Genomic DNA, 21079 nt, shown 5'->3' on the forward strand with positions numbered 1-21079 from the left:
GCTCAGGCCAACCGGTCGGCGATGGTCGACTCGGCCAGCAGGGACAAACCTTCGCGGATGTGCCGGGCCCACATCGACCCGATGCCGTCCACCGACTGCAGATCGTCGGCGCTCGCGGCCAGCAGGCCCTGCAGCGAGCCGAACGAGCGGACCAGCAGATCGACGTGGGCGAACTGCAGTCGCGGTATCCCCGCCATCGCGCGGTAACCGCGTGAACTCATCGCCGAGTCCTGGGCCTCTGACGTCGACGGGTATCCGAAAACCCTTGCCAGCGTGGTGAAGTCGAGCAAGTCACTGTCCGTAAGGGCATCCAGCTCATCGAGTGTCGACGCGACCTGTGCGGCGGTCGGTGGGTCCGGCAGGGCATGGTAATCCCGGACGATGAGCTCCCGCGCGGCCTCGTTGTCGCCGAGGAGTTCGTCGAGCTGCAGTTTGAGCTGGCGTCCGTCGGTACCGAGTTCGACTACATCGGCGTCGATCTCCAGGCTGATCCGGCGCACCATCTCCAGGCGCTGCACCACCGTCATGACGTCGCGCAAAGTCACGAAGTCCTCTATCTCGGCGGTGGACAGCTGCCTGCTCACCTCGTCTAGCCGGCCCTTGTAGCGCTCCAGGGTGGCGATGGTCTGGTTCGCCCTCGACAGGATGGCCGCCGAATCGGGCATCACGTGGCGCTCCCCGGCAACGTAGACCGTCACGATGCTCATCGAATGGCTCACCGAGATCACCGGATAACCGGTCTGGATCGCGGTGCGCTCGGCGGAGCGGTGGCGGGTGCCGGATTCGTCGGTGGGGATCGACGGGTCTGGCACCAATTGGACGTTGGCCCGCACGATCCGGCCTCCGTCGCTGGACAGCACCACCGCACCGTCCATCTTGGACAGCTCACGCAGCCGGGTGGGGGCGTAACGCACGTCGAGGGCGAACCCGCCGTCGCAGATGGCCTCCACGCTGTCGTCGTAGCCGAGAACTATCAGCGCGCCGGTCTTGCCGCGCAGGATGCGTTCCAGGCCGTCGCGCAGCGGGGTGCCGGGCGCCAGGCGGCCGAGCGTTTCCCGCAACGTCGGCCGCGCCAGGTGCACGACGGTGCGGCTGGTTCTGGCACCGGAGTTCACGGCCATCAATTCTCCTTGGGTCGGCCGCTATTGTCCGTGATCCTATTGATTGCTGGCAATCGCGATGTCCTTGAGTGCCCGCAATGCCGCCCCGATGTGATCGACGGTGATGACGCGCAGCCCAGCGGGCGCGCTGGTGACGCCGGGCGGCACCACGGCAATCGTGAAACCCAGCCGCGCGGCCTCGGCCAGCCTGCGGTCGATGCCGGTGACCCGGCGCAGATCACCGACCAGCCCCACCTCCCCGATCACCACGGCGTTCATCGGCAACGCGATGTCGAGGTAGGCCGACGCGATGGCCACCGCCACGGCCAGGTCCGAGGACGGATCGGTCAGCCGCATGCCGCCGACGGTCGACACGTAAAGGTCGTGGCCGCCGATCGGCAGTGCGCAGCGCGTCTGCAGCACCGCGCTGATCATCGCCGCGCGGGCCGAGTCGACACCGCTGACCGCCCTCCGCGGCGGGCCGGCCGGCTGTACGGCCAGCGCCTGTATTTCGCCGATCATCGGGCGCTTGCCGTCCAGGGTGACGGTCACTGCGGTGCCGGGAACTGCTGCCGGACGCTGGTCGAGGAACAGACCGGACGGATCGCTCACGCACTCGATCCCGTTGTCGTGCATCTGAAAACAGCCGACCTCGTCGGCGGCCCCGAACCGGTTCTTGACCCCGCGCACGATGCGCAGGCTCGACGTGTGATCCCCCTCGAAGTGCAGCACCACATCGACCAGATGCTCCAGGGAACGCGGGCCCGCGATGGCGCCGTCCTTCGTCACGTGCCCGACCAGGATCATGGCCACCGCCGGGTCCCCGACAGCGGTTTTCGCATAGCCGGTCAGCGCCGTGGTCACCGCGCGCACCTGCGTGACCCCGCCGGTCACCCCGTCAGCTTCGGTGGTGGACATGGTCTGCACCGAATCCACCACCACCAGACTGGGTTTGACCTCGTCGATGTGGCCCAGTGCGATCTGAAGATCGGATTCGCCTGCCAGATACACGTTGTCGTGCGTGCAGCCGGTGCGTTCGGCGCGAAGCCGGATCTGGCCCGCGGATTCCTCACCGGACAGGTACAGCGCGCGGCGGCCGGTGTGCGCCCACCGATTGGCGACCTCGAGGAGCAGGGTGGACTTGCCGACGCCGGGATCTCCGGCCAGCAGCGTGACCGAGCCGGCCACCAGGCCGCCGCCGAGAACGCGATCCAGCTCGCTGACCCCGGTCGGGTAATGCCGGGTGATGCCCGGATCGATCGAGGAGATCGGCACGGCGGGTGAGGTAGGGGCCACCGAGCGGCGGACTGAGCTGCCCACCGAAGCGAGCACCGATACCTCGTCGACCGTGCCCCAGGTGCCGCAATTTGCACAGCGGCCCACCCATTTCGGGGTGGCGTGCTGACACTCCGAGCAGCGGTATTGCGAACGTATTTTCGAAGCGGCCACGCCGTGACAGTAACGGCTGCCTCCGACATCGGCGGTCAGGCACCGCCGGTCGGCAGGGGCCTCGGGTCAGTGACCGCCGGCTTCGCCGCCCTCGGCAGGAGACTCGCCGGACTTGTCGCGCCGTGGCGCTTCGCCTGCCGAGATCGGCACGGCGACAGTGGTCTCACCGTTCTCGAACTTGAACGTGAAGTCGTAGAGCAGGCCGTTGGTGAGCGGCTTGGTCAGGTTGACCTTCGCGGTGACGGCGTCGGCGGCCTCGGTCTTCTCCAGCGGTTTCAGCTGGCCGTCGGGCTCGCCCACCACGAGGACGCCGCCCGCCGGGATGGTCTGGTCCCCGGTCAGTGCCACGTCGCCGACAGTGGTTGTGATCGAGACGAGCTTGTTGGGCTTCTCGGTGGATCCGTTGGCCGCGACGAACAGCAGTTCGGCCTCGGAGCCGGGCTCGACGTAGTCCTTCTGCTGCGGCGCGCGCAGGTGCACATTGCGCAGCGCGATTGCGCCGGACTGTGCGCTGGCGCCGTTGACTGCGGGCTCCTGGGTCGCCGTCTGGGAGACCTGGCCTGCGCTGCACCCGGTGAGAACGGCTGCGGTCAGGCCACATGCGGCGAGACCGGCCGAGGCACGCATTGCGAAGCGGTTCACTCAAGCCTCCTGAGCTGGGTCGGCGTACTTCGACTATGCACAGTAGTAGGTGGCGTCGGCCGGCGGAATGCGAGGGCTCGGCTACGGCCGTCTCGGGCCCGCAACGCCTTTGCGGGGGCAGCCGTTTCGGGTGCTCGGCGCGCCGGGTGGTTGCACGGTTTCGTCACCATGTCAACCCCTGTTCTTCACCTGCAGTGCCCCTGACCTGCATAGTTGGTGCACGTGTGATCTGGGCCCGTGTTAGGATGGACTAGCGAAAGGGGCTCGAATCAGATGATTTTTAAGGTCGGAGACACCGTCGTCTATCCACACCACGGTGCTGCGTTGATCGAGGCGATCGAAACCCGGACTATCAAAGGCGAGCAGAAAGAATATCTCGTCCTGAAGGTTTCCCAAGGGGATCTGACCGTTCGAGTACCCGCAGACAACGCCGAGTATGTCGGTGTCCGCGACGTCGTGGGCCAGGAAGGTCTCGACAAGGTTTTCCAGGTGTTGCGGGCTCCGCACACCGAAGAGCCGACCAACTGGTCGCGCCGCTACAAGGCCAATCTCGAGAAGCTGGCCTCCGGTGACGTGAACAAGGTTGCCGAGGTTGTCCGGGATCTGTGGCGTCGCGATCAGGAACGCGGTCTGTCCGCGGGTGAGAAGCGAATGCTGGCCAAGGCCCGGCAGATTCTGGTCGGCGAGCTTGCGCTGGCCGAGAACACCGATGACGCCAAGGCATCGACCATCCTCGACGAGGTTCTGGCCGCCGCGTCCTGACGCGTGGTGGCAACAACTGTCGCGGTCGTCCCGGCCGCCGGCTCAGGTGAGCGGCTAGGCGCGGGTAGACCCAAAGCGTTCGTCAAACTGGGGGGCAAACCCCTCTTGGAGCACGCCCTCGACGGGTTGCTGGCCTCAGGGGTGATCGACAAGGTCGTGGTCGCGGTTCCGCCCGCGCTCACCGATGAGGCCACCTTGGTCTTCGGTGGGCGTGCGCAGATCGTGGCCGGGGGAGCCGACCGAACCGAATCGGTGGCGCTGGCCTTGGATGCGGTAGCAGCCGCAGGCGACGTCGATTTCGTCCTCGTGCACGACGCTGCCCGGGCACTAACCCCTCCTTCGCTGATCGCCCGGGTGGTTGCGGCATTGGCTGAGGGGCACGCTGCCGTCGTACCCGGCCTTCCGCTGGCCGACACCATCAAGGCCGTCGACGCCAACGGCGCGGTGCTGGGTACGCCCGAGCGGGCCGGTCTGCGGGCGGTACAGACCCCGCAGGGCTTCCACACAGACGTATTGCGCCGCGCCTATGAACGGGCGGGGGCCGGTGTGGTCACCGATGACGCCTCGCTCGTCGAACAGATCGGTACGCCGGTTCAGATCGTCGAGGGCGATCCGATGGCATTCAAGATCACGACGCCGCTGGACCTGTTGCTCGCCGAGGCCGTCATGGCGCGTGCCACGTGAGCATTCCCAGGGTCGGGCTGGGTACCGACGTCCATCCGATCGAGCCGGGACGCCGGTGTTGGCTGCTGTGCTTGGAATTCGAAGGCGCCGACGGCTGCGCCGGCCATTCCGACGGCGACGTCGCTGCCCATGCATTGTGTGACGCGCTGCTCAGCGCGGCGGGCCTCGGCGACCTCGGCGGAGTGTTCGGGACCGACCGGCCGGAATGGCGGGGAGTCACCGGCGCCGACATGCTGCGGCATGTCCGCGGGTTGGTCGAGACGGCGGGCTTCGAGATCGGCAATGCCACGGTGCAGGTGGTCGGCAACCGGCCCAAGATCGGGCCACGGCGGGAGGAGGCCCAGCGGCTGCTCTCCGAGCTGATCGGGGCGCCGGTATCGGTGTCGGCCACCACTACCGACGGCCTCGGTCTGACCGGCCGCGGTGAAGGATTGGCCGCGATAGCCAGCGCTTTGGTGGTTCCTGCGGAATAGGCCGGTAAGCTGGCACGTCGTGACCGATCGCGCTCAAGCCGTCGCGTCGGGGTTTGCCTCCGATTTGCGGCTGTACGACACCATGGCGGGTGCCGTACGAGACTTCGTACCGCTGCGGCCGGGGCACGCTTCGATCTACCTGTGCGGTGCCACCGTCCAGGGCTTGCCGCACATCGGTCATGTCCGTAGCGGAGTCGCGTTCGACGTGCTGCGCCGCTGGCTGACCGCCAATGGATATGACGTTGCGTTCATCCGCAACGTCACCGATATCGACGACAAGATCCTCAACAAGGCTGCCGATGCGGGCCAGCCCTGGTGGGAGTGGGCCGCGACCTACGAGCGGGCGTTCAGCGCCGCGTATGACGCGCTGGGGGTGCTCCCGCCGTCGGCCGAGCCTCGCGCCACCGGCCACATCACCCAGATGGTCGAGCTCATCGACCGGCTGATCGAGAAGGGCCACGCCTATGCCGCGGGCGGCGACGTCTACTTCGACGTCCTGAGCCTGCCCGATTACGGCGCGCTGTCCGGCCACCGGATCGACGATGTACACCAGGGTGAGGGTGCGGCAACCGGAAAGCGCGATCAGCGTGATTTCACGCTGTGGAAGGGCGCCAAGCCGGGCGAGCCGTCGTGGCCGACGCCGTGGGGTCGGGGTCGCCCCGGCTGGCACACCGAGTGCGTGGCGATGTGCGAGGCCTACCTGGGCGCGGAGTTCGACATCCACGCCGGCGGAATGGACCTGGTGTTCCCGCACCACGAGAACGAGATCGCCCAGGCGCAGGCCGCGGGTGACGGCTTCGCCCGGTACTGGCTGCACAACGGCTGGGTCACCATGGGCGGCGAGAAGATGAGCAAGTCGCTGGGGAACGTGCTCTCGATTCCTGCTGTGCTGCAACGGGTTCGGGCTGCCGAGCTACGTTACTACCTGGGCAGCGCGCATTATCGGTCCATGCTGGAGTTCTCCGAGAACGCGCTGCAGGACGCGGTCAAGGCGTACAGCGGCATCGAGGACTTCCTGCACCGGGTGCGTAACCGGGTCGGCGCCGTTGCCGTCGGCGACTGGACGCCGAAGTTCGCCGCCGCACTCAACGACGACCTCGCGGTGCCGATCGCGCTCGCCGAGGTGCATGCCGCGCGGGCCGAGGGCAACCGTGCCCTCGATGCCGGTGATCACGAGGGCGCGATGTCGCAGGCCACCGCGATCCGGGCGATGATGGGCATCCTGGGTTGTGACCCGCTTGATGAGCGCTGGGAGTCCCGCGACGAGACGTCGGCTGCGCTGGCCGCGGTGGACGAACTGGTGCAGTGGGCATTGGCAGGCCGGGCAGAGGCCCGGACCAACCGGGACTGGGCGGCGGCCGACGCCATCCGAGATCGGCTCAAAGCGGCCGGCATCGAGGTAACCGACACCGCTGACGGTCCTCAGTGGGCACTGGTGGACGGGAACGGAGCATAGATGGCCGGGAATTCGCAGCGGCGCGGCGCAGTGCGCAAGCCGGGGACGAAGAAGGGACCGACGGTCGGGTCCGGCGGTGTGCGTCGCCGTGGGCTGGAGGGCCGCGGGGCCACACCCCGCGCGGATCAGCGTCCGCACCATCCGGCTGCCAAGAAGGCCGCCAAGGTGGCGCGTCAGGCGCAGGGCCGGCACAAGAAGACCGACGACACCGAGTTGGTGCTCGGCCGCAACCCGGTGGTGGAGTGCCTGCGGGCCAAGGTTCCGGCCACCGCGCTGTATGTCGCGCTGGGTACCGAAGCCGATGAGCGCCTCACCGAATCCGTCCAGATCGCCGCTGACCGCGGTATCTCGATCCTTGAGGTGCAGCGCCACGACCTCGACCGGATGAGCTCCAATGCGCTGCACCAGGGACTGGCGTTGCAGGTTCCGCCCTACAACTACGCACATCCGGACGATCTGCTGAAGACGGTCCGCAGTTCCGGGGAGCCCGCTCTCATGGTGGCCCTCGACAACATCTCCGATCCGCGAAACCTGGGTGCCATCGTGCGCTCGGTGGCCGCGTTCGGTGGACACGGCGTGGTGATCCCACAGCGACGTTCGGCGTCGGTGACGGCAGTGGCGTGGCGCACCAGCGCCGGGGCTGCGGCCCGTACGCCGGTGGCGCGGGCGACGAATCTGACTCGGACGCTGAAGAGTTACGCCGATGCGGGTCTGCAGATTGTCGGTCTGGATGCCGGTGGCGACACCTCGCTCGACGAGCTTGAGGGCACCGGCCCGATGATCGTGGTCGTCGGCTCGGAGGGCAAGGGCCTGTCCCGGCTGGTGCGGGAGAACTGCGATGCGGTGGTGTCGATCCCGATGGCGGGGCCGACGGAGTCGCTGAATGCCTCGGTCGCGGCCGGTGTGGTGCTGGCCGAGATCGCCCGTCAGCGCCGGAGTTAGCCGATGTCAAAAGGGCGAAGCGCCAGCAGCCCGGCAGGCTTTCTCGCCTCTCGGCCGTTCAGCCGGGAGGAAGTGTTCAGCGAGCCGTGCCCGGTTCCCGACGAATCCGGTGCCTACGGTTGGTGGTTTCGCACCGTACCTGCGGGCATCGACGCTTCGGCGTGTGAGCAGCGCGACGGCCTGACACTTCTCTACGTCGGGATCAGCCCCACCAGACCGCCGGTGAGCGGGAAGCCGCCGAGCACCCAGAATCTGCGCAAGCGGGTGAAGTACCACTACGGCGCCGCCAACGCCACCGCTGAGGGCTCGACGCTGCGTAAGACGCTCGGCATCCTGCTCTCCGACGAGCTCGGCTTCAAGTTGCGCCGTATCGGCGCTGGCGACAAGCGGACCTTTGCCGCGGGAGAATCCGTTTTGACCCAGTGGATGGCCGAGAATGCCCTGGTGTCGTGGATGATTCACCCCGAGCCATGGTTCGTAGAGGACAAACTGATCGCCGCGTTCGATCTGCCGCTCAACGGCCAGGAGGCCAACAAGAGCAATGCCTTCTACCCGGAACTGAAGCGCCTGCGGCGCGTCGCGATGAACAACGCGAACAAGCTGCGCGTGCTCAAAGAGTGGTGAGCCGCAGGCTGATCCACAATCCGAATACCGAGGCCACCAGGGTCAACGGCACGGTGACCAGCCCCACGCGGGTGAACTCGGTGAAACGCGCCGGCAGGCCTTCGCGATGAACAACAGTGCGCCACAGCAGGTTTGACAGCGAGCCGACGTAGGTGAGGTTGGGGCCGACGTTGACTCCGATCAGCACGGCCAAGACGGCGGCCGGTCCGGCGCCGGCCACCAACGGAAGCAGCACCAGCACTGCGGGCAGGTTGTTGACCAGGTTGGCCAACACGGCCGCCAGGGCCGCCAGGCCCAACAGCGCGGGCAACGAGTCCCCGGCCGGAAGCGCCCCGCGCATGACGTCGCCGAGGCCGTTCTGCACGACGGCGTCCACCACCACACCGAGGCACAGCACGAACGCCAGGAACGGCACGTTTACCGCGCGTGCGATGCCGCCGATCGTGCTGCGGCGCTGGGCCAGACTGCGCACACCGAGCACGACCGCCCCGGCCAGTGCCGCCCACGCGGGGGACACGTCAATGACTGAGGTGATGACGAATCCCGCCAGCGTCAAACCCAGCACCACGAGCACGAACACCGGAACCTCGGGTGGCGGCGGCGCCACCTCGGCGGCCGGCCGATTCAACTCTTGGCGGAAAAGCCAACGCAGTAGGACGAATTCGACGCCGATCGCGGCCAGCCAGGGCAGCGCCATCACCGCACTGAACTGGGTGAAGGACAACCCCGCCACCGTGAAGGCCAACAGGTTGGTCAGATTCGACACCGGGAACAACAGCGACGCGGAGTTGGCCAGATGCGCACTGGCGTAGGCATGCGGCCGGGGCGGTATCGCCAGGGCGCGGGCAGTGGCCAGCACCACGGGCGTCAGCAGCACCACGGTCGCATCCAGGCTCAGCACGGCCGTCGTCGTCGCCCCGATGACGAACACCCGGGTCAGGAGCCGCCGGGAATCGCCCCTGCTGGCGCGCGCCATCAGCGTGCCCGCGGCGTGGAACAGTCCCTCGTCGTCACAGAGGTGGGCGAGCACCAGGACGGCCGCCAGGAAGCCGACCACGGGTAGCAGGTGATTCACCTCGGCCAGGGCGTCGGCTCCCGAGGTCACCCCGAACGCGATGAGCAGTCCGGCGGCGGGCACCGCCGCGACCGCTTCGGGCCAGCCGTTGGGGCGCGCCATCGCGAAAGCCAGGACCACGGCCAGCGCGACGAGCGCGAAGGTCAGCGCCAGGGGTCGGACCGTTCCCACACGGCCGGCAGGTGCAGGCTCACCCCGTCCTGCTCTGCCAGCCTGGTCAGCAGCCGCATTGAAACATCCAGGTCGTCACCGGCATACGGCAAGGCGCGCAACGGCTTGTGCAGTGGGCGGAAGAAGTCGTCCCAGTGGATCAGCACCACCCGACGTGCCCCGACCGCACGCACCGTGTGGGTCCAGTAGCTCTCGAAATACTGCTCGGACTGCAGCCCGAGCTGGCCGATTCCGAGGTACACGACCTCCGCCCGCTGCCCGTCAAGGGCGCCCGGCACCGCGCCGGCGCTTCCGATGATCAGTAGGCGGCGGTCGCTCGGCCGATGGTGCACCAGGGCGGACCAGGCCTCACCGCACTTGTACGCCGAGACCTTCACCGGCGGCACGACGGGTGCGGTGATGACGCCGGGGAAGCGATCTGGTGGGCAGTGCTCGGATTCGAACAGCGTCACGTCGTAGCTGCCCAGGGGGACGGCTTCACCGGAGGTGACCGTGACGATCCGATCGGGTGCCAGTCCGCCCCCGGCGCCGACCTGAGCGGTCGACGTGCCGCCCACCAGTCGGGCACCGGTGCGCTCGGCCACTACAGCCGAATCCATGGCGTGGTCGAAGTGGGTGTGCACCGGCAGCACCGCTTCGAGCTTGTCGACGCCCAGGCGGGCCAGGCTGCCGTCGATGCGGGGCAGTGACGGTGCCAGCTTGCCCAGGACAACGCTCGGCAGCGCCGGCCGGGAGAAGAACCCGTCGGTCAGCACGGCCGAGGAGCCGTCGGTCACCAGCAGGGTGCTGACCCCGGCCCAGGTGACCGTGACCGCGGATTGCGGTGTGGCCGCCGGCGCATCGAAATACCGCGCATAGGGGGCAAGGGCGGGCCTGCCGGGCTTGAGCCGCATGGCCCCACCCTATGGCTAGCGGCGGCCGTAACGCCGCCGGAACTTCTCCACCTGTCCGGCCGAGTCGATATGGCGGGCCGACCCGGTCCAGAACGGGTGTGAATCGCTGGTGACGTCGACGACGATCAGCGGGTAGGCCTGGATCCCGTCCGGGGTGGGCCACTCGATGGTGCGCTCACTGGTTGCCGTCGACCGGGTGAGGAACTGGGTGCCGGTCGAGGCGTCCTGGAACACCACGGGGTGATAGTCGGGGTGGATTGCTGGTTTCACTGGGATTCCCCTTCCTGATATGCGGATGTAGCCGGTTCGTCGATTCCGGGCTGGCAGGGTTCTTCGTGCCAATCGCCGAAGGGGTCGGGGTAGTCGGTCCACTGCTCGGGCCGCGCCAGCTCGTCGTCGGTGAGCAGTGCGCCGCGTAATGCATCGATGACATCGCCGGGCCGGGCGCCGCAGGCCAGGACCGTCAGCGATACGTGACGATCGCCGAACTTGTGGTGCCAATCGATCGCGGCCATTGCCAGGCGTTCCGGGTCGGTATAGGCCAGCTCGGTGGAATCCATTGCCGCCAGCCACTTTCCGGCGTTGCTGAAGTGCATTCCGCCGCCGGCGGATTCGATCCACATGACATCGGCCGGGCGGTTGGCCAGCCAGGCCCGGCCGCGGGTGCGCACCACGCCGTCGAGCAGGAGGTCTACGGCGTCGTGCAGACGCAGCGGGTGAAACGGCCGGCGCGCGGCGAATTCGACGATGATGACCTCGTCGTCGGGTTCCAGCGGGGGTTCGCCGGCCAGGAGTGGATCGTGCGGAGTGGCGGTGCGTCCGCGCCGGCTGTTCGGCTCCAGATGGGCGAGGCCGAGCTCGACGTGGTCGGGGCCCACGGTGATGCGGGCGCGAGGTGCGAGCCGGCGCAGCACTGCCAGTGTGGTGGCGTCGGGCTCGTTGAGTACCAGCATGTCGGCGAACTCGGCCTGACCGACGACCACCTGGGCGACCGTGCGTCCGTCGGGGAGTTCCTCGTCGCCGACGGACTGTTGCAGCCAGACCGTCGCGTCCAGGCACGCGATCACCGCGTCGATCGCGACGTCCCTGGCGGCGGGTCCGTCGATGTAACCGGGCCCGACGTGCACCCGGATGGTGTTGATCGCCCAGCACACCGCCTCTGCCTCGAGCCACGGCATCAACTGCACGACGATGCGCTCCACGTCGCCTCGACGGTGCAGCCGTCGCAACAGGATCAGCAGGTCGTCGCGGACCGTGCAGGACACGCAACCGTGGGCGAGCTCGAGCGCGAGTTCGGATGTCCCACCGTTGTCGGACACGGTCCGCAGGACCACCTGGCCGTCAAAGGCGTGGCGCACCAGCACTGTTCCGGGCCTGCGTGCCAACTCTTCCGCTACGCCGTCGCTGTCACCTTGGCCGGCGATCAGCACCACAGGGGTTCGCACGGCACCTCCCTGAGAATTTGTTGTTGAAAACGATTATCATTATCGTAAGGCTACCCCATCCGAAGGAGACCGATGTCTGCCCACTGCCAAGTCACCGGGCGCTCGCCCGGGTTCGGCAATACGGTGTCGCACTCGCACAAGCGCAGCCGCCGACGCTGGAACCCCAACATTCAGAACAAGACCTACTACCTGGCAGGCGAGGGCCGCCGGATCCGACTTCGGGTCAGCGCCAAGGGAATCAAGGTGATCGACCGCGACGGCATCGAGGCCGTGGTGGCCCGCCTGCGTAGCCGAGGGGAGAAGATCTGATGGCCAGCACCGATATCCGGCGGATTGTGAAGCTGAAATCGACCGCGGGGACGGGCTACACCTACGTCACCCGCAAGAACCGCCGCAACGACCCGGACCGGATCGTGCTGCGCAAGTACGACCCCGTCGTCCGCCGTCACGTCGACTTCCGCGAGGAACGCTGATGGCCAAGCGATCCAAGATCGTCAAGAACGAGCAGCGCCGGAAACTCGTGGAGCGCTACGCCGAACGTCGGGCCGAGCTCAAGGAGACCATCCGGAATCCCGCTACCTCACGGGCGCAGCGGGCCGCCGCCGTATCGGCGCTGCAACGCCTGCCCCGTGATTCGAGTCCGGTGCGGCTGCGCAATCGCGACGCGGTCGACGGCCGCCCGCGAGGGCACCTACGCAAATTCGGGTTGTCGCGGGTCCGCGTGCGCGAACTGGCGCACCGCGGTGAACTGCCCGGCGTGCGGAAGTCGAGCTGGTGATGGCGGCCAATTCCAGGAAGAACAACAAGAAGCGCCCCCCGGCCGCCGATCTCAAGAAGCCGAAGCGCAATCAGCTGACCGCCCTCGGCGTGACCGAGGTCGACTACAAAGACGTCCACCTACTACGCACTTTCATCAGCGAGCGGGGCAAGATCCGGTCCCGGCGCATCACCGGGCTCACCCCGCAGCAGCAGCGCCAGGTCGCCACGGCGATCAAGAACGCCAGGGAGATGGCGCTGCTGCCGTTCGCCGGCCCGGCCTGATCTACCATCGACGGCGATAGGGCGACTGCGGATCGTGGAAGCCGGTGTGAATCCGGCGCGGTCCCGCCACTGTGATCGATCGACCAGCCTTGCTGGTAGTCGAGAGCCAGATACGCACCGCAGTCGCCACCTCGCACGTACTGGGGCGGATCTCCCCGGAGAGGACGGGTACGCCCATGGGTGCTCGTTGGCTGATCGCCGGACTGGCGTCGGCGCTACTGGTATCGGGGTGCGCCTCGACCACAGCGCCTGAGACCGCGGGCAACGTCCCGCCGGGATTCCCGGTGACCGTGGACAATTGCGGTGTCAGCACCACATACGACCGGCCGCCGACCCGTGCCGTCGCGCTCAATCAGCATGCGATCGAGACGCTGCTGGCGCTGGGCCTGGAGCATTCCATGGTCGGCACGTCCTACCTTGACGACCGGATCCTGCCCGAATATCAGGCCGCCTACGACAGCGTTCCGGTGCTGGCCCAGGAGTATCCGTCCTATGAGTCGCTGCTGGCCGTCGAACCCGATTTCATCTACGGCGGCTGGGACAGCGCGTTCGACGAGAAGGAGGGCCGCGGCAGACAACGGCTGACCGACGCCGGGGTTCACACCTACCTCAACATCGAAGATTGCCGGTCCGAGCCCGTCACGATATCCACGGTGGATGACGAAATCCGAAGCATCGGAACAATCTTCGGCATCAACGACCGGGCCGAGCAACAGATCGAGAAGCTTCATCGTGAGCTGACGCAGGCCGAGGCGAAGCTGCGCGGCGTGCAGCCCGTGCGGGTCGCGGTCTACGACAGCGGCGAGGCGACGGTGTTCACGTCGGGCGGCAAGGGCATCGGAAACCTGATGATCGAGGCCGCCGGTGGTGTCAACGTGTTCGCCGATGTGCCCAAGGTGTGGGGCGACGTGTCGTTCGAGCAGTTCGCCGAGCGGGCGCCTGAGGTCATCGTGATCTATGACTACGGAGACCAGCCGGTCGCCGACAAGAAGCGATTCCTCACCGAACACCCTCTGCTGCAGCATGTTCCGGCTGTTGTTCAGCAGCGGTTCGCGGTGCTCCCGTTGTCGTCGGTGGTGGTTGGGGTCCGGGTAAGCCGGGCGGTGGACGCCCTGGCCCGGCAGCTGCATCCGGACCGGTTTGTGTGATGCCCTACCGGCTGACCCTCGCTGCGCTGGCCGGAGTGTTGCTGATGGCGATGACCGCCGGTGTCGCAATCGGTTCGGTGTCCATCCCGCCGGGGCAGGTGTGGGCCATCGTGGTGCACTCCGTGCATCCGGGTCTCGTCGAGCAGAGTTGGCCTGCGGTACGGGAATCCATCGTGCTCGACGCCCGGCTGCCCCGGGTCGTGCTGGGCGCAGTGGTCGGGGCCGGTCTGGCGGCGTGCGGCATGGCACTGCAGGCCGTGGTGCGCAATCCGCTCGCCGATCCCATGCTGTTGGGTGTCTCCTCGGGGGCATCGGTCGGTGCCGTGGTGATTCTGGTGTTCGGCGCCGGTGCGCTGCAGGCGTTCACCGTGCCGCTGGCGGCCTTCCTCGGCGCCTTCCTTGCGCTCGTCGCGGTGTACTTCCTGGCCCGCTCGGGCGGGCGCATGACGACCGCGCGGTTGATCCTGGCCGGCGTGGCGGGGGCCGAAGTGCTGTCCGCGGTGGCCAGTCTGCTGATCATCACCTCCGACGATCCGCACAAGACCCAGGCGGCCGTGCGGTGGATGCTCGGCGGGCTCGGCGGCACCACCTGGCGCATGGTCTGGGTGCCCGCGGTGGCGGTACTCGTCGGCGTCGTTGTCCTGCTGGCCGTCACCAGGTCGCTGAACCTGCTCTACACCGGTGAGGAGGCGGCGGCCTCGCTCGGGCTGGACGTGCACCGGTTCCGGGCGGGAATGTTCGTCGTCGTGGCGCTCATGGTCGGAGCCATGGTCGCGGTCAGTGGCACGATCGGGTTTATCGGGCTGATCATGCCGCATGTGGTGCGTCTGCTGGTCGGTGCCGATCACCGCCGGGCGCTGCCGGCCGCCGCGATGTTGGGCGCAGCGTTTCTGGTGCTGTGCGACATCGTGGCTCGGACCGTGGCCGCACCGGAGGAACTGCCGGTGGGGATTCTGACCGCGCTGGTCGGCGGGCCGTTCTTTCTTTGTTTGATGCGGCGGAAGGCGGAGACGTGACGGCGCGGGTGTCGTTCGAGACGGTCTCGGTGTCGGTGCACGGCAGGCCGTTGATCGCCGACGTCTCGTTGTCGGTCGCCCCGGGTGAGATGCTGGCCGTCGTGGGTCCCAACGGCGCGGGCAAGACCACACTGCTGCGCACGTTGTACCGGGCGCAGCGGCCGAGTGCCGGCCGGGTTCTGGTCGACGGCGCCGACGTGTGGAAGCTGCGGGGCAAGCAGGCCGCGCGCCGCGTCGCCGCGGTGTTGCAGGAAGCGACTGGCGATTTCGGGCTCACCGTGTGTGACATGGTGGCGATGGGGCGGACTCCGTACAAGCGATCCTTCGAGGCCGACAACGTCGAGGACCGCGAGATCATCGGTGCGGCGTTGTCGGCACTGGACATCGCCGAATTGGGCGGAACCGATTACGGGCGGCTGTCGGGAGGGCAGAAGCAACGCGTGCTCATCGCCCGCGCGCTCGCGCAGCGCACCGACGTCATCGTGCTCGACGAACCCACCAACCACCTGGATCTGCGTCATCAACACGAGGCCCTGCATCTGCTGCGGCAGACCGGTGCGACGGTGATCGCCGCGCTGCACGATCTCAATCTTGCTGCGGCATACTGCGATCGGATCTGCGTGCTCGACGGTGGCGGGCTGGTCGCCGCCGGCACACCGGCAGCGGTACTCACCGAGGACTTGCTGTCCGAGGTGTACGAGGTCGAGGCCAGGATCGCCATTGATCCCGATACCGGCAGGCCGCAGGTCACCGTCGCGCCAAAGGTGGCGGTGAGGCGGTGAACATCGATGCGCAACTCGGCGAGATCGCCTCGTACGGAGGGTTCTTCGCGATCACTGTCGGCGGCGATCCGACCGACTGGATCCCAGTGCAACGCTGCTATGACGAGGGCTGCGCCGACCTCGTCGCCAAAACCGCCGCCGGATACCGCACGACCGATCTTCGGGTCGGTGCCTCCCTGGTGCAGTTCAGTCATGCCTCGCGGCTGTGGTCCCCGCTGCTGGCCTGCGCCCTGCGCCACGGCGTGCTGCCCGACCTCACCGATCTGCAACGCCATACTTCCGGCACCGAGCTCAGGCTGCCGGTGCCGGTCGGCGAACCCGTCGAGCCCGGACAGTCCACCGCGCGGGAGCTGTACCGGAGGGTGGTCACTGAGCACCTCGAACCGCTGGCCGACGGGCTGCGGGTCAAGATGGCGCCGCGGCTGCTCTACGGCAATGCCGCGGCCGCTTTGGTGGCAGCCGCGCATGAGCTGACCCGCGTCAGCCCGGAATTTTGCGACGAGGTCATCGCGGTCACCGAAACCCTCTTGTCCACCGAGGATCTGGCCGGCACCGGAGACCTGAGCGGTCTCACTTTCCGGCGACGCAGCTGTTGCCTCTTCTACCGGGTACCCGGCGGATCGAACTGCGGTGACTGTTCCCTCACGAGACCACGCGGTTAGGTATCAGTAGGCGTAGGGATGCGCCGGGGGATCGGTGCGAGTCACGCTGACCGCCGTCATCATCGGGATGGCCTGTCGGCTCGAATCGCTTTGTCCCGCAGGAATCGTGCCGACCACTTTGATCCAGGTGTTGTCCGGATAGCCGGCCAATTGGGCCGCCGCCGGTCCGGAGAGACGAATGCGGGCCAGTTGAGCATCGGCCGCGCAGCAGATGATCACCACCCGGGCCAGGTCGCTCCGGTCGCCGTCGCTCATGGTGAAACCGGTGACGGTGATCGTGCGGTTGTCGAGGGTGCCCGCGGAGTCCTGTGCCACGCGGATCAATACGTCGGGCAGGGAGATCTCCGGAGCAGTGCCGTCGGGCAGGGGCGGAAACGGACGGCGCAGCACATCGGTGGACACCGCGGTCACCGATGCGGCGCCGGGACGTATCGCGGGCGGTACGACGAAGGCCAGCAGCGCGATCGGGATGAGCAGTAGCCATGCGACGCCGGGGGAGTGCGGGTGATCGTGAGCTTGGTGGGTGCCGTCCTCGCTATCGTCGTCGCGGCGGCCGTGCCGGATATCGCGCACGATCGCAGCGAGGGCCAGCGCGATGAGCAGCACCGCGGTGACGGCCAGGTAAGGCAGCAGTCCTGGCTTGACGTAGCGGGTGAATGTGCCGGTGATGGCGATGATCGCGGTGCTGACCCCGATCAGCAGCAGCAGTGCGTTCTCGGTCTCGCGGCTCACTGCGGCCCCAGAATCAGCAGGCCGACGCCGGTCGCCACCAGCGTGGCGACCACGAAGGTGGTGGGTGCGAACCGGACGGCGAACGCACGGCCGAACATTCCGGCCTGCATCGCGAACAGCTTGATGTCGACCGCCGGCCCGACCACCAGGAACACCAGTCGGGGCAGCAGCGGCAGCATGGTGAGGCTGGCTGCGACGAATGCGTCGGCTTCCGAACACAACGCCAGCACCACCGCCAGCGCCGCCATGGTGATCACTCCCAGCACGATCTGCCCTGCCAGATGCTCGTACACCCAGGGCGGAACCAACACGTGAAGGGCGGCCGCGGCAGCCGCACCCACCACCAGATACGAGGCCGCCGAAAGGAAGTCGTGACGCGCGGCTTCGGTGAAGACGGCCCACCGTGAACCCTCACCGTCGTGCGACCTCGGCAGGCGGCGGGTGATCCACTCCGGGCTGCCGAACCTGGCCCAGAGCGCTCCCATGATCAGCGCGGTGAACAGCGATGCCCCACACCGGGCGGCCACCATCTGCGGGTGGCCGGGGAATGCGACGGCGGTGGCCACCAGCACGACAGGGTTGATGGCCGGTGCGGCGAGCATGAACGTCAGCGCCGCCGCACCCACGGTGCCATCCTGGGTGTCGTCGCCGAAAAGTCGGCGCGCCACCGGCACCGAACCACATTCGCAACCGGGCAGCGCCGCGCCGCCGACACCGGCAGCCAGGATCGCCGCGCTCCGACGTCGGGGAAGCCAGCGGGCCAGCCGCTCGGGCGTGACGAAAACCGCGATCAGCCCGCTGATCACCACGCCGAGTGCCAGAAACGGCAGCGCTTGGACGAACACGCCGCAGAACACCGTGGCTGCCGTCGCCACATCGGGAGTGCCCTCGACGAACGCCCGCAAGGTGTTGCCCGCCAGTGCCAACGCGATGATCCCGAACACGAGAACCTGCATGGAACTCGGCCGCCACCGTAGTGCTGCCAAAGTTGTGGCCACGGCGGACATGATGCCAGCCGCAGTTGGTGCTCAGCTGGGTGGCATGCAAATGACTATCATTTTCATTCGGTGGGGTTAGGCTGTGCGGATCCTGTGCCAAGGCTTGCTGGCGAAGGCAGCGACAACGGTCGTCACCGGCGCGGTCGGGGCGGCGGCGTACGACGGCTTACGTAGCTATGAGCTCGATCAGAGCTCAGTTTCGAGAACTCGCCTGGATGAGGTTCACGTCGGCCCGTAGGTGCGGGGGAAGGCGCGCGGAATCCCACTGGCCGGCGGCGATCCACTCACACGCGCGTTGAGCGTCGGCGTCGGCGGCGATCGGCCCGATCCAGATCGCGGGTGCGCTGGGGACCCGGTCTGTCGAGCAGGGCTGCAGCACAAGTACCGGGCTGAGGTTGGCACGCCTGGTCGCGCAGGTGAACTCTCCGAGCAAGCACTGAGTACTCACCAGAACGCCATGTGGGCACTGGCGTACGACGTTTCGCAGCATGTGCACCAGCGCAGACCGGAGACCGGACGAGGAGCAACACACGCACAAGGCGACCATGAAAGGTTCGTTTGTATGGGTGCGGCCGAGAGTCACGGGAGCTCGACTTTACTTGCCAGCCAACGCCCTTCGACCTTGCTCATGGTCATCCTGATCCTGCTCCGATCCAGCCGTGGTTCCGGGTGCGCCGCGTTGCTCACCGACTGATCGACGAACATCAGCACTTCGACGGAGTCGGGTGAGGCTGATTTGACGGCCGATTCGACCACCATGCCGTGCGCCGCGGCCTTGTTCTCGGCCAGCAGTCTGCGCAGCTGCCCGCTGGACTGCGCGTAGTTGTCCTTGAACTCGCCCGTCGAGCCTTCCGCCGCCGCGGCGAAGTTCTCATCGAGCTTGTTGCCGTCGATGTTGGTCAGCACGCCGATGAATCGCTGTGCCGCGCCCAGGCCTTCGCGTGCGGCGATGTCGGTGTCGCGCTGCTGCTTCCACTGCCAACCGACGATTGCCGTGCCGGTGAGTATGGCGATGGCAGTCAAGCCGGCGACTGGCTTCAATGCCCTGTGTGGCCGCCTCCGAGCGCTGCTTTCGGTGTCGTCGATGTTCTGTTCCGGCATGCTTGCTCCTGTCTGGTCCTACGGGAGCTCGACCTTGGCGGCGAGCCAGCGACCGTCGACGTTCTTCATGGTGAGTTTCATCCGGCTGCGGTCAATTCGGGGATCCGGCCGGGCGCTGTTGGTCACCGCCTGATCGACCATGACCAGGACTACGACTTCGTCGAGCGACTTGGACTGGATCGCCGAATCGACCACGCTCCCATGGGCAGTCGCCTTCGTGTCGATCAGCAGTTGGCGGAGTTGAACGCTCGACTGGGTATACATGTCCTTGAACTCGCCGGTAGCGCCGCCGAGGATGCGGGTGAAGTTGTCGTCGACTTTGTCGCTGTCGATACTGGTCAACGTCTCGGCGTAGGCGGTGGCTGTCGACCTGGCTTGCTCGCCGACCGTATCGACTTGGTGGTGGTGCCACACCTGCGCGCCCAGTAATGCCGCTACCACTGCGGCGGCGAAGAGGACGGCTGCGCCGCCTGCCACGGTCAACCGGCCGAGACGACCCACGGTGGTGGGGCTGTCCTCGTCGGCTTCATCGTTCATGTCGCGGTCGGCGGCCGCGTCCTGAGCGGTTGTGTCGTCGTCGATCGGTGCCGTCACGGCGTATCCCTTGTCGAATCTTGTTTGTGGGCAGGCTTTTACCGCGCCTCTGTGGCGGCCGCCACATTTCGGCAACTCCGGTGAAACCGGCGTTGACAGAGGCTTGCGCTCACCCTACGTTATGTCGATAACGATAACCATTGTCATTAAGACAGGCTTTTGGGCCGCGAGGAGGGGTTGGGATGGTCGCTGGAACGCCAGTCGGGACGGCCGGTACTGCCGCGGGAACTCGACAGCCGCGATTGAAAGACGGCGAGCACCAGCCGGGCTGGTTCGTCAGTCGTCGAGTCGACATCTACTTCGTGTTCGGCCTGGGCGCACTACTGTCAGCGATCCTGTTCGCGGCCGAGAGTCACAAGGGCGTGTTTCTGGTTGGGGCGGTCGCCTTTTCGCTGCTATCCGACCTTCCGCACGTGTTGACCACAACCGTGCGGGTGTGGCTCGACCCGCGGGAGCGGTCACGGTACCGGTTGCACTATGTGCTGAGCTTCGCCGTCGTCGCCACGATCGTCGGGGTGCTCTGGTTCGGTGGGTGGTTGGTGCCGCTGTTGGCGATCTGGGCTTACTGGCAGGTCTTCCACGTCCTCAAGCAGCACTTCGGCATCATGAACATCTACGCCGCGAAGAATGGGTACAAGGGGCCGCGGAACCGGCTCAAGTACGCGTTGTATGCCGCCTGTCTGGCGCCCGTTGTCTACCGGGCGAGCCATGGACTGGACTTCTCGGAGTACGAGGTGTTCGGCCACCGGCTGCCGTTCTCGAACCTGAGTGTCCCGGTACCGCCGATTCCCAACGCGCTCATCGTCGTCGCGTACGCGGTCGCCGCGGTGTTGCTCGCCTTGGCGGTCGCCGAGCAGATCAAGCTGCGTCGCGATGGGCAGACGACGCTGCCTCCGATGGCAGTGGCCACGTTCATCATCGCGACACTGTCGTACAACCTGTCCTACCTGCTGGTGTCGGACCTGTTCGCACTCATCCTGATCGCGACGACCACCCACAGTCTGCAGTACCACCTGATCAACTGGACCAGGAACAACACCCGGTTCGCGGCATCGACCGACCCCAGCGAGAAGAAGCTCCTGCTGGCCCGGCTCTCCACACGCAAGGCACTTCCGCTCTATGTGGCAGGTCTGGCGTTGCTGGGCATCCTCGCCGGACAGCTGGACACCGTCATCTTCGCTGTGCCACTGATGTTCGTGTTGCACCACTTCTACATGGACGGCGCGCTATGGAAGAGCAAGGGTAATCCGGAATTGGCCTACGACTTGGGAATCGTTCGTGCCAAGTGA

The 21079-nt window shown here is 67.1% G+C and carries 27 protein-coding genes, 1 pseudogene and 1 riboswitch; of the genes and pseudogenes, 16 read left to right on the forward strand and 12 right to left on the reverse strand.

Translation table 11 applies throughout. The features are described 5' to 3' along the window. Window positions 1–2 precede the first annotated feature (2 nt). The 3 genes from disA to ACZYZF_RS19605 form a co-directional block, all read right to left on the reverse strand. Complete coding sequence (gene disA / locus ACZYZF_RS19595; protein WP_463744194.1) at window positions 3–1082, reverse strand: DNA integrity scanning diadenylate cyclase DisA; 1080 nt, start codon at window positions 1080–1082, stop codon at window positions 3–5. A gap of 75 nt (window positions 1083–1157) precedes the next feature. Next, window positions 1158–2549 (reverse strand): DNA repair protein RadA, encoded by a 1392-nt coding sequence (gene radA / locus ACZYZF_RS19600; protein WP_463743983.1) that lies wholly within the window; start codon window positions 2547–2549, stop codon window positions 1158–1160. Window positions 2550–2615: 66 nt separating this feature from the next. Then, complete coding sequence (locus ACZYZF_RS19605; protein ID WP_463836543.1) at window positions 2616–3191, reverse strand: copper chaperone PCu(A)C domain-containing protein; 576 nt, start codon at window positions 3189–3191, stop codon at window positions 2616–2618. A gap of 273 nt (window positions 3192–3464) precedes the next feature. Here ACZYZF_RS19605 and carD point away from each other — a divergent pair, with 273 nt between their 5' ends. From carD to ACZYZF_RS19635, 6 genes are read left to right on the forward strand one after another with little or no spacing between them, the layout of a single operon-like run. Continuing rightward, window positions 3465–3953 (forward strand): RNA polymerase-binding transcription factor CarD, encoded by a 489-nt coding sequence (gene carD / locus ACZYZF_RS19610; RefSeq protein WP_003930663.1) that lies wholly within the window; start codon window positions 3465–3467, stop codon window positions 3951–3953. A gap of 3 nt (window positions 3954–3956) precedes the next feature. After that, window positions 3957–4637: a 2-C-methyl-D-erythritol 4-phosphate cytidylyltransferase gene (gene ispD / locus ACZYZF_RS19615; protein ID WP_463836544.1), complete on the forward strand. Its 681-nt coding sequence runs from the start codon at window positions 3957–3959 to the stop codon at window positions 4635–4637. Beyond that, window positions 4634–5110 carry a 2-C-methyl-D-erythritol 2,4-cyclodiphosphate synthase gene (gene ispF, locus ACZYZF_RS19620; RefSeq protein ID WP_463836545.1) on the forward strand — a complete coding sequence of 159 codons (477 nt, stop codon included), beginning with the start codon at window positions 4634–4636 and terminating at the stop codon, window positions 5108–5110. Before ispD ends, ispF begins: the two co-directional genes overlap by 4 nt. A 19-nt stretch (window positions 5111–5129) precedes the next feature. Beyond that, window positions 5130–6566 carry a cysteine--tRNA ligase gene (gene cysS / locus ACZYZF_RS19625; protein WP_463836546.1) on the forward strand — a complete coding sequence of 479 codons (1437 nt, stop codon included), beginning with the start codon at window positions 5130–5132 and terminating at the stop codon, window positions 6564–6566. After that, the gene (rlmB, locus tag ACZYZF_RS19630) at window positions 6567–7508 is read left to right on the forward strand and encodes a 23S rRNA (guanosine(2251)-2'-O)-methyltransferase RlmB (protein ID WP_463743988.1); all 942 of its coding nucleotides are present in this window, start codon (window positions 6567–6569) and stop codon (window positions 7506–7508) included. A 3-nt stretch (window positions 7509–7511) separates the two neighbouring features. Then, entirely contained in the window at window positions 7512–8132 is a 621-nt protein-coding gene (locus tag ACZYZF_RS19635) for a GIY-YIG nuclease family protein (RefSeq protein WP_463743989.1), read from the forward strand. Here ACZYZF_RS19635 and ACZYZF_RS19640 read toward each other — a convergent pair. Genes ACZYZF_RS19640 through mrf form a run of 4 tightly spaced genes read right to left on the reverse strand, consistent with a single transcriptional unit; the run spans window position 8119 to window position 11716 of the window. Next, window positions 8119–9378 carry an SLC13 family permease gene (locus tag ACZYZF_RS19640; RefSeq protein WP_463836547.1) on the reverse strand — a complete coding sequence of 420 codons (1260 nt, stop codon included), beginning with the start codon at window positions 9376–9378 and terminating at the stop codon, window positions 8119–8121. The two genes, ACZYZF_RS19635 and ACZYZF_RS19640, sit on opposite strands and share 14 nt — an antisense overlap. Further along, window positions 9351–10271, reverse strand: a complete 921-nt coding sequence (locus ACZYZF_RS19645) for an MBL fold metallo-hydrolase (RefSeq protein ID WP_463836548.1) — start codon at window positions 10269–10271, stop codon at window positions 9351–9353. Before ACZYZF_RS19645 ends, ACZYZF_RS19640 begins: the two co-directional genes overlap by 28 nt. A 15-nt stretch (window positions 10272–10286) precedes the next feature. Beyond that, window positions 10287–10541 carry a type B 50S ribosomal protein L31 gene (locus ACZYZF_RS19650; RefSeq protein ID WP_463743991.1) on the reverse strand — a complete coding sequence of 85 codons (255 nt, stop codon included), beginning with the start codon at window positions 10539–10541 and terminating at the stop codon, window positions 10287–10289. Next, on the reverse strand, window positions 10538–11716 hold the full coding sequence (mrf, locus tag ACZYZF_RS19655; RefSeq protein WP_463743992.1) for a ribosome hibernation factor-recruiting GTPase MRF: 1179 nt from the start codon (window positions 11714–11716) through the stop codon (window positions 10538–10540). The genes ACZYZF_RS19650 and mrf overlap by 4 nt, the downstream gene beginning before the upstream one ends. 72 nt (window positions 11717–11788) lie before the next feature. Here mrf and rpmB point away from each other — a divergent pair, with 72 nt between their 5' ends. The 8 genes from rpmB (at window position 11789) to ACZYZF_RS19695 (ending at window position 16365) form a co-directional block, all read left to right on the forward strand. Then, on the forward strand, window positions 11789–12025 hold the full coding sequence (rpmB, locus tag ACZYZF_RS19660; RefSeq protein ID WP_463743993.1) for a 50S ribosomal protein L28: 237 nt from the start codon (window positions 11789–11791) through the stop codon (window positions 12023–12025). Next, window positions 12025–12189, forward strand: a complete 165-nt coding sequence (rpmG, locus tag ACZYZF_RS19665) for a 50S ribosomal protein L33 (protein ID WP_463836549.1) — start codon at window positions 12025–12027, stop codon at window positions 12187–12189. Before rpmB ends, rpmG begins: the two co-directional genes overlap by 1 nt. Continuing rightward, window positions 12189–12494: a 30S ribosomal protein S14 gene (rpsN, locus tag ACZYZF_RS19670; protein WP_463743994.1), complete on the forward strand. Its 306-nt coding sequence runs from the start codon at window positions 12189–12191 to the stop codon at window positions 12492–12494. Before rpmG ends, rpsN begins: the two co-directional genes overlap by 1 nt. After that, window positions 12494–12757, forward strand: coding sequence for a 30S ribosomal protein S18 (rpsR, locus tag ACZYZF_RS19675; protein ID WP_463743995.1), 264 nt, complete (start codon window positions 12494–12496; stop codon window positions 12755–12757). The genes rpsN and rpsR overlap by 1 nt, the downstream gene beginning before the upstream one ends. Beyond that, a riboswitch (cobalamin riboswitch) is annotated at window positions 12758–12890 on the forward strand. Window positions 12891–12933: 43 nt separating this feature from the next. Next, window positions 12934–13905: an ABC transporter substrate-binding protein gene (locus ACZYZF_RS19680; protein WP_463743996.1), complete on the forward strand. Its 972-nt coding sequence runs from the start codon at window positions 12934–12936 to the stop codon at window positions 13903–13905. Then, the gene (locus tag ACZYZF_RS19685) at window positions 13905–14921 is read left to right on the forward strand and encodes a FecCD family ABC transporter permease (protein ID WP_463836550.1); all 1017 of its coding nucleotides are present in this window, start codon (window positions 13905–13907) and stop codon (window positions 14919–14921) included. Before ACZYZF_RS19680 ends, ACZYZF_RS19685 begins: the two co-directional genes overlap by 1 nt. Beyond that, the gene (locus tag ACZYZF_RS19690; protein WP_463836551.1) at window positions 14918–15703 is read left to right on the forward strand and encodes an ABC transporter ATP-binding protein; all 786 of its coding nucleotides are present in this window, start codon (window positions 14918–14920) and stop codon (window positions 15701–15703) included. The genes ACZYZF_RS19685 and ACZYZF_RS19690 overlap by 4 nt, the downstream gene beginning before the upstream one ends. Beyond that, complete coding sequence (locus tag ACZYZF_RS19695) at window positions 15700–16365, forward strand: (2Fe-2S)-binding protein (RefSeq protein WP_463836552.1); 666 nt, start codon at window positions 15700–15702, stop codon at window positions 16363–16365. Before ACZYZF_RS19690 ends, ACZYZF_RS19695 begins: the two co-directional genes overlap by 4 nt. 3 nt (window positions 16366–16368) lie before the next feature. Here ACZYZF_RS19695 and ACZYZF_RS19700 read toward each other — a convergent pair whose 3' ends face one another. Further along, the gene (locus ACZYZF_RS19700; protein ID WP_463744000.1) at window positions 16369–17097 is read right to left on the reverse strand and encodes a TIGR03943 family putative permease subunit; all 729 of its coding nucleotides are present in this window, start codon (window positions 17095–17097) and stop codon (window positions 16369–16371) included. Further along, window positions 17094–18104 (reverse strand): permease, encoded by a 1011-nt coding sequence (locus tag ACZYZF_RS19705; protein WP_463836553.1) that lies wholly within the window; start codon window positions 18102–18104, stop codon window positions 17094–17096. The genes ACZYZF_RS19700 and ACZYZF_RS19705 overlap by 4 nt, the downstream gene beginning before the upstream one ends. Window positions 18105–18183: 79 nt before the next feature. On the opposite strand from ACZYZF_RS19705, the pseudogene ACZYZF_RS19710 reads away from it, so the two are divergent. Beyond that, a pseudogene (locus ACZYZF_RS19710) lies at window positions 18184–18267 on the forward strand (DUF1490 family protein); the annotation flags it as partial. Window positions 18268–18288: 21 nt separating this feature from the next. On the opposite strand, the gene ACZYZF_RS19715 reads toward ACZYZF_RS19710, so the two are convergent. The 3 genes from ACZYZF_RS19715 to ACZYZF_RS19725 form a co-directional block, all read right to left on the reverse strand. Continuing rightward, window positions 18289–18543 carry a hypothetical protein gene (locus ACZYZF_RS19715; RefSeq protein ID WP_463836554.1) on the reverse strand — a complete coding sequence of 85 codons (255 nt, stop codon included), beginning with the start codon at window positions 18541–18543 and terminating at the stop codon, window positions 18289–18291. A 131-nt stretch (window positions 18544–18674) separates the two neighbouring features. After that, complete coding sequence (locus tag ACZYZF_RS19720; protein WP_463836555.1) at window positions 18675–19196, reverse strand: hypothetical protein; 522 nt, start codon at window positions 19194–19196, stop codon at window positions 18675–18677. Between the two features lie 18 nt (window positions 19197–19214). Continuing rightward, a complete protein-coding gene (locus ACZYZF_RS19725) occupies window positions 19215–19790 on the reverse strand; it encodes an Mce protein (protein ID WP_463836556.1) in 576 nt (191 codons plus the stop codon). Window positions 19791–19972: 182 nt separating this feature from the next. Here ACZYZF_RS19725 and ACZYZF_RS19730 point away from each other — a divergent pair, with 182 nt between their 5' ends. Then, window positions 19973–21079: a hypothetical protein gene (locus tag ACZYZF_RS19730; RefSeq protein WP_463836557.1), complete on the forward strand. Its 1107-nt coding sequence runs from the start codon at window positions 19973–19975 to the stop codon at window positions 21077–21079.

The sequence above is a fragment of the Mycobacterium sp. IDUB_24 genome (genome assembly GCF_055419385.1).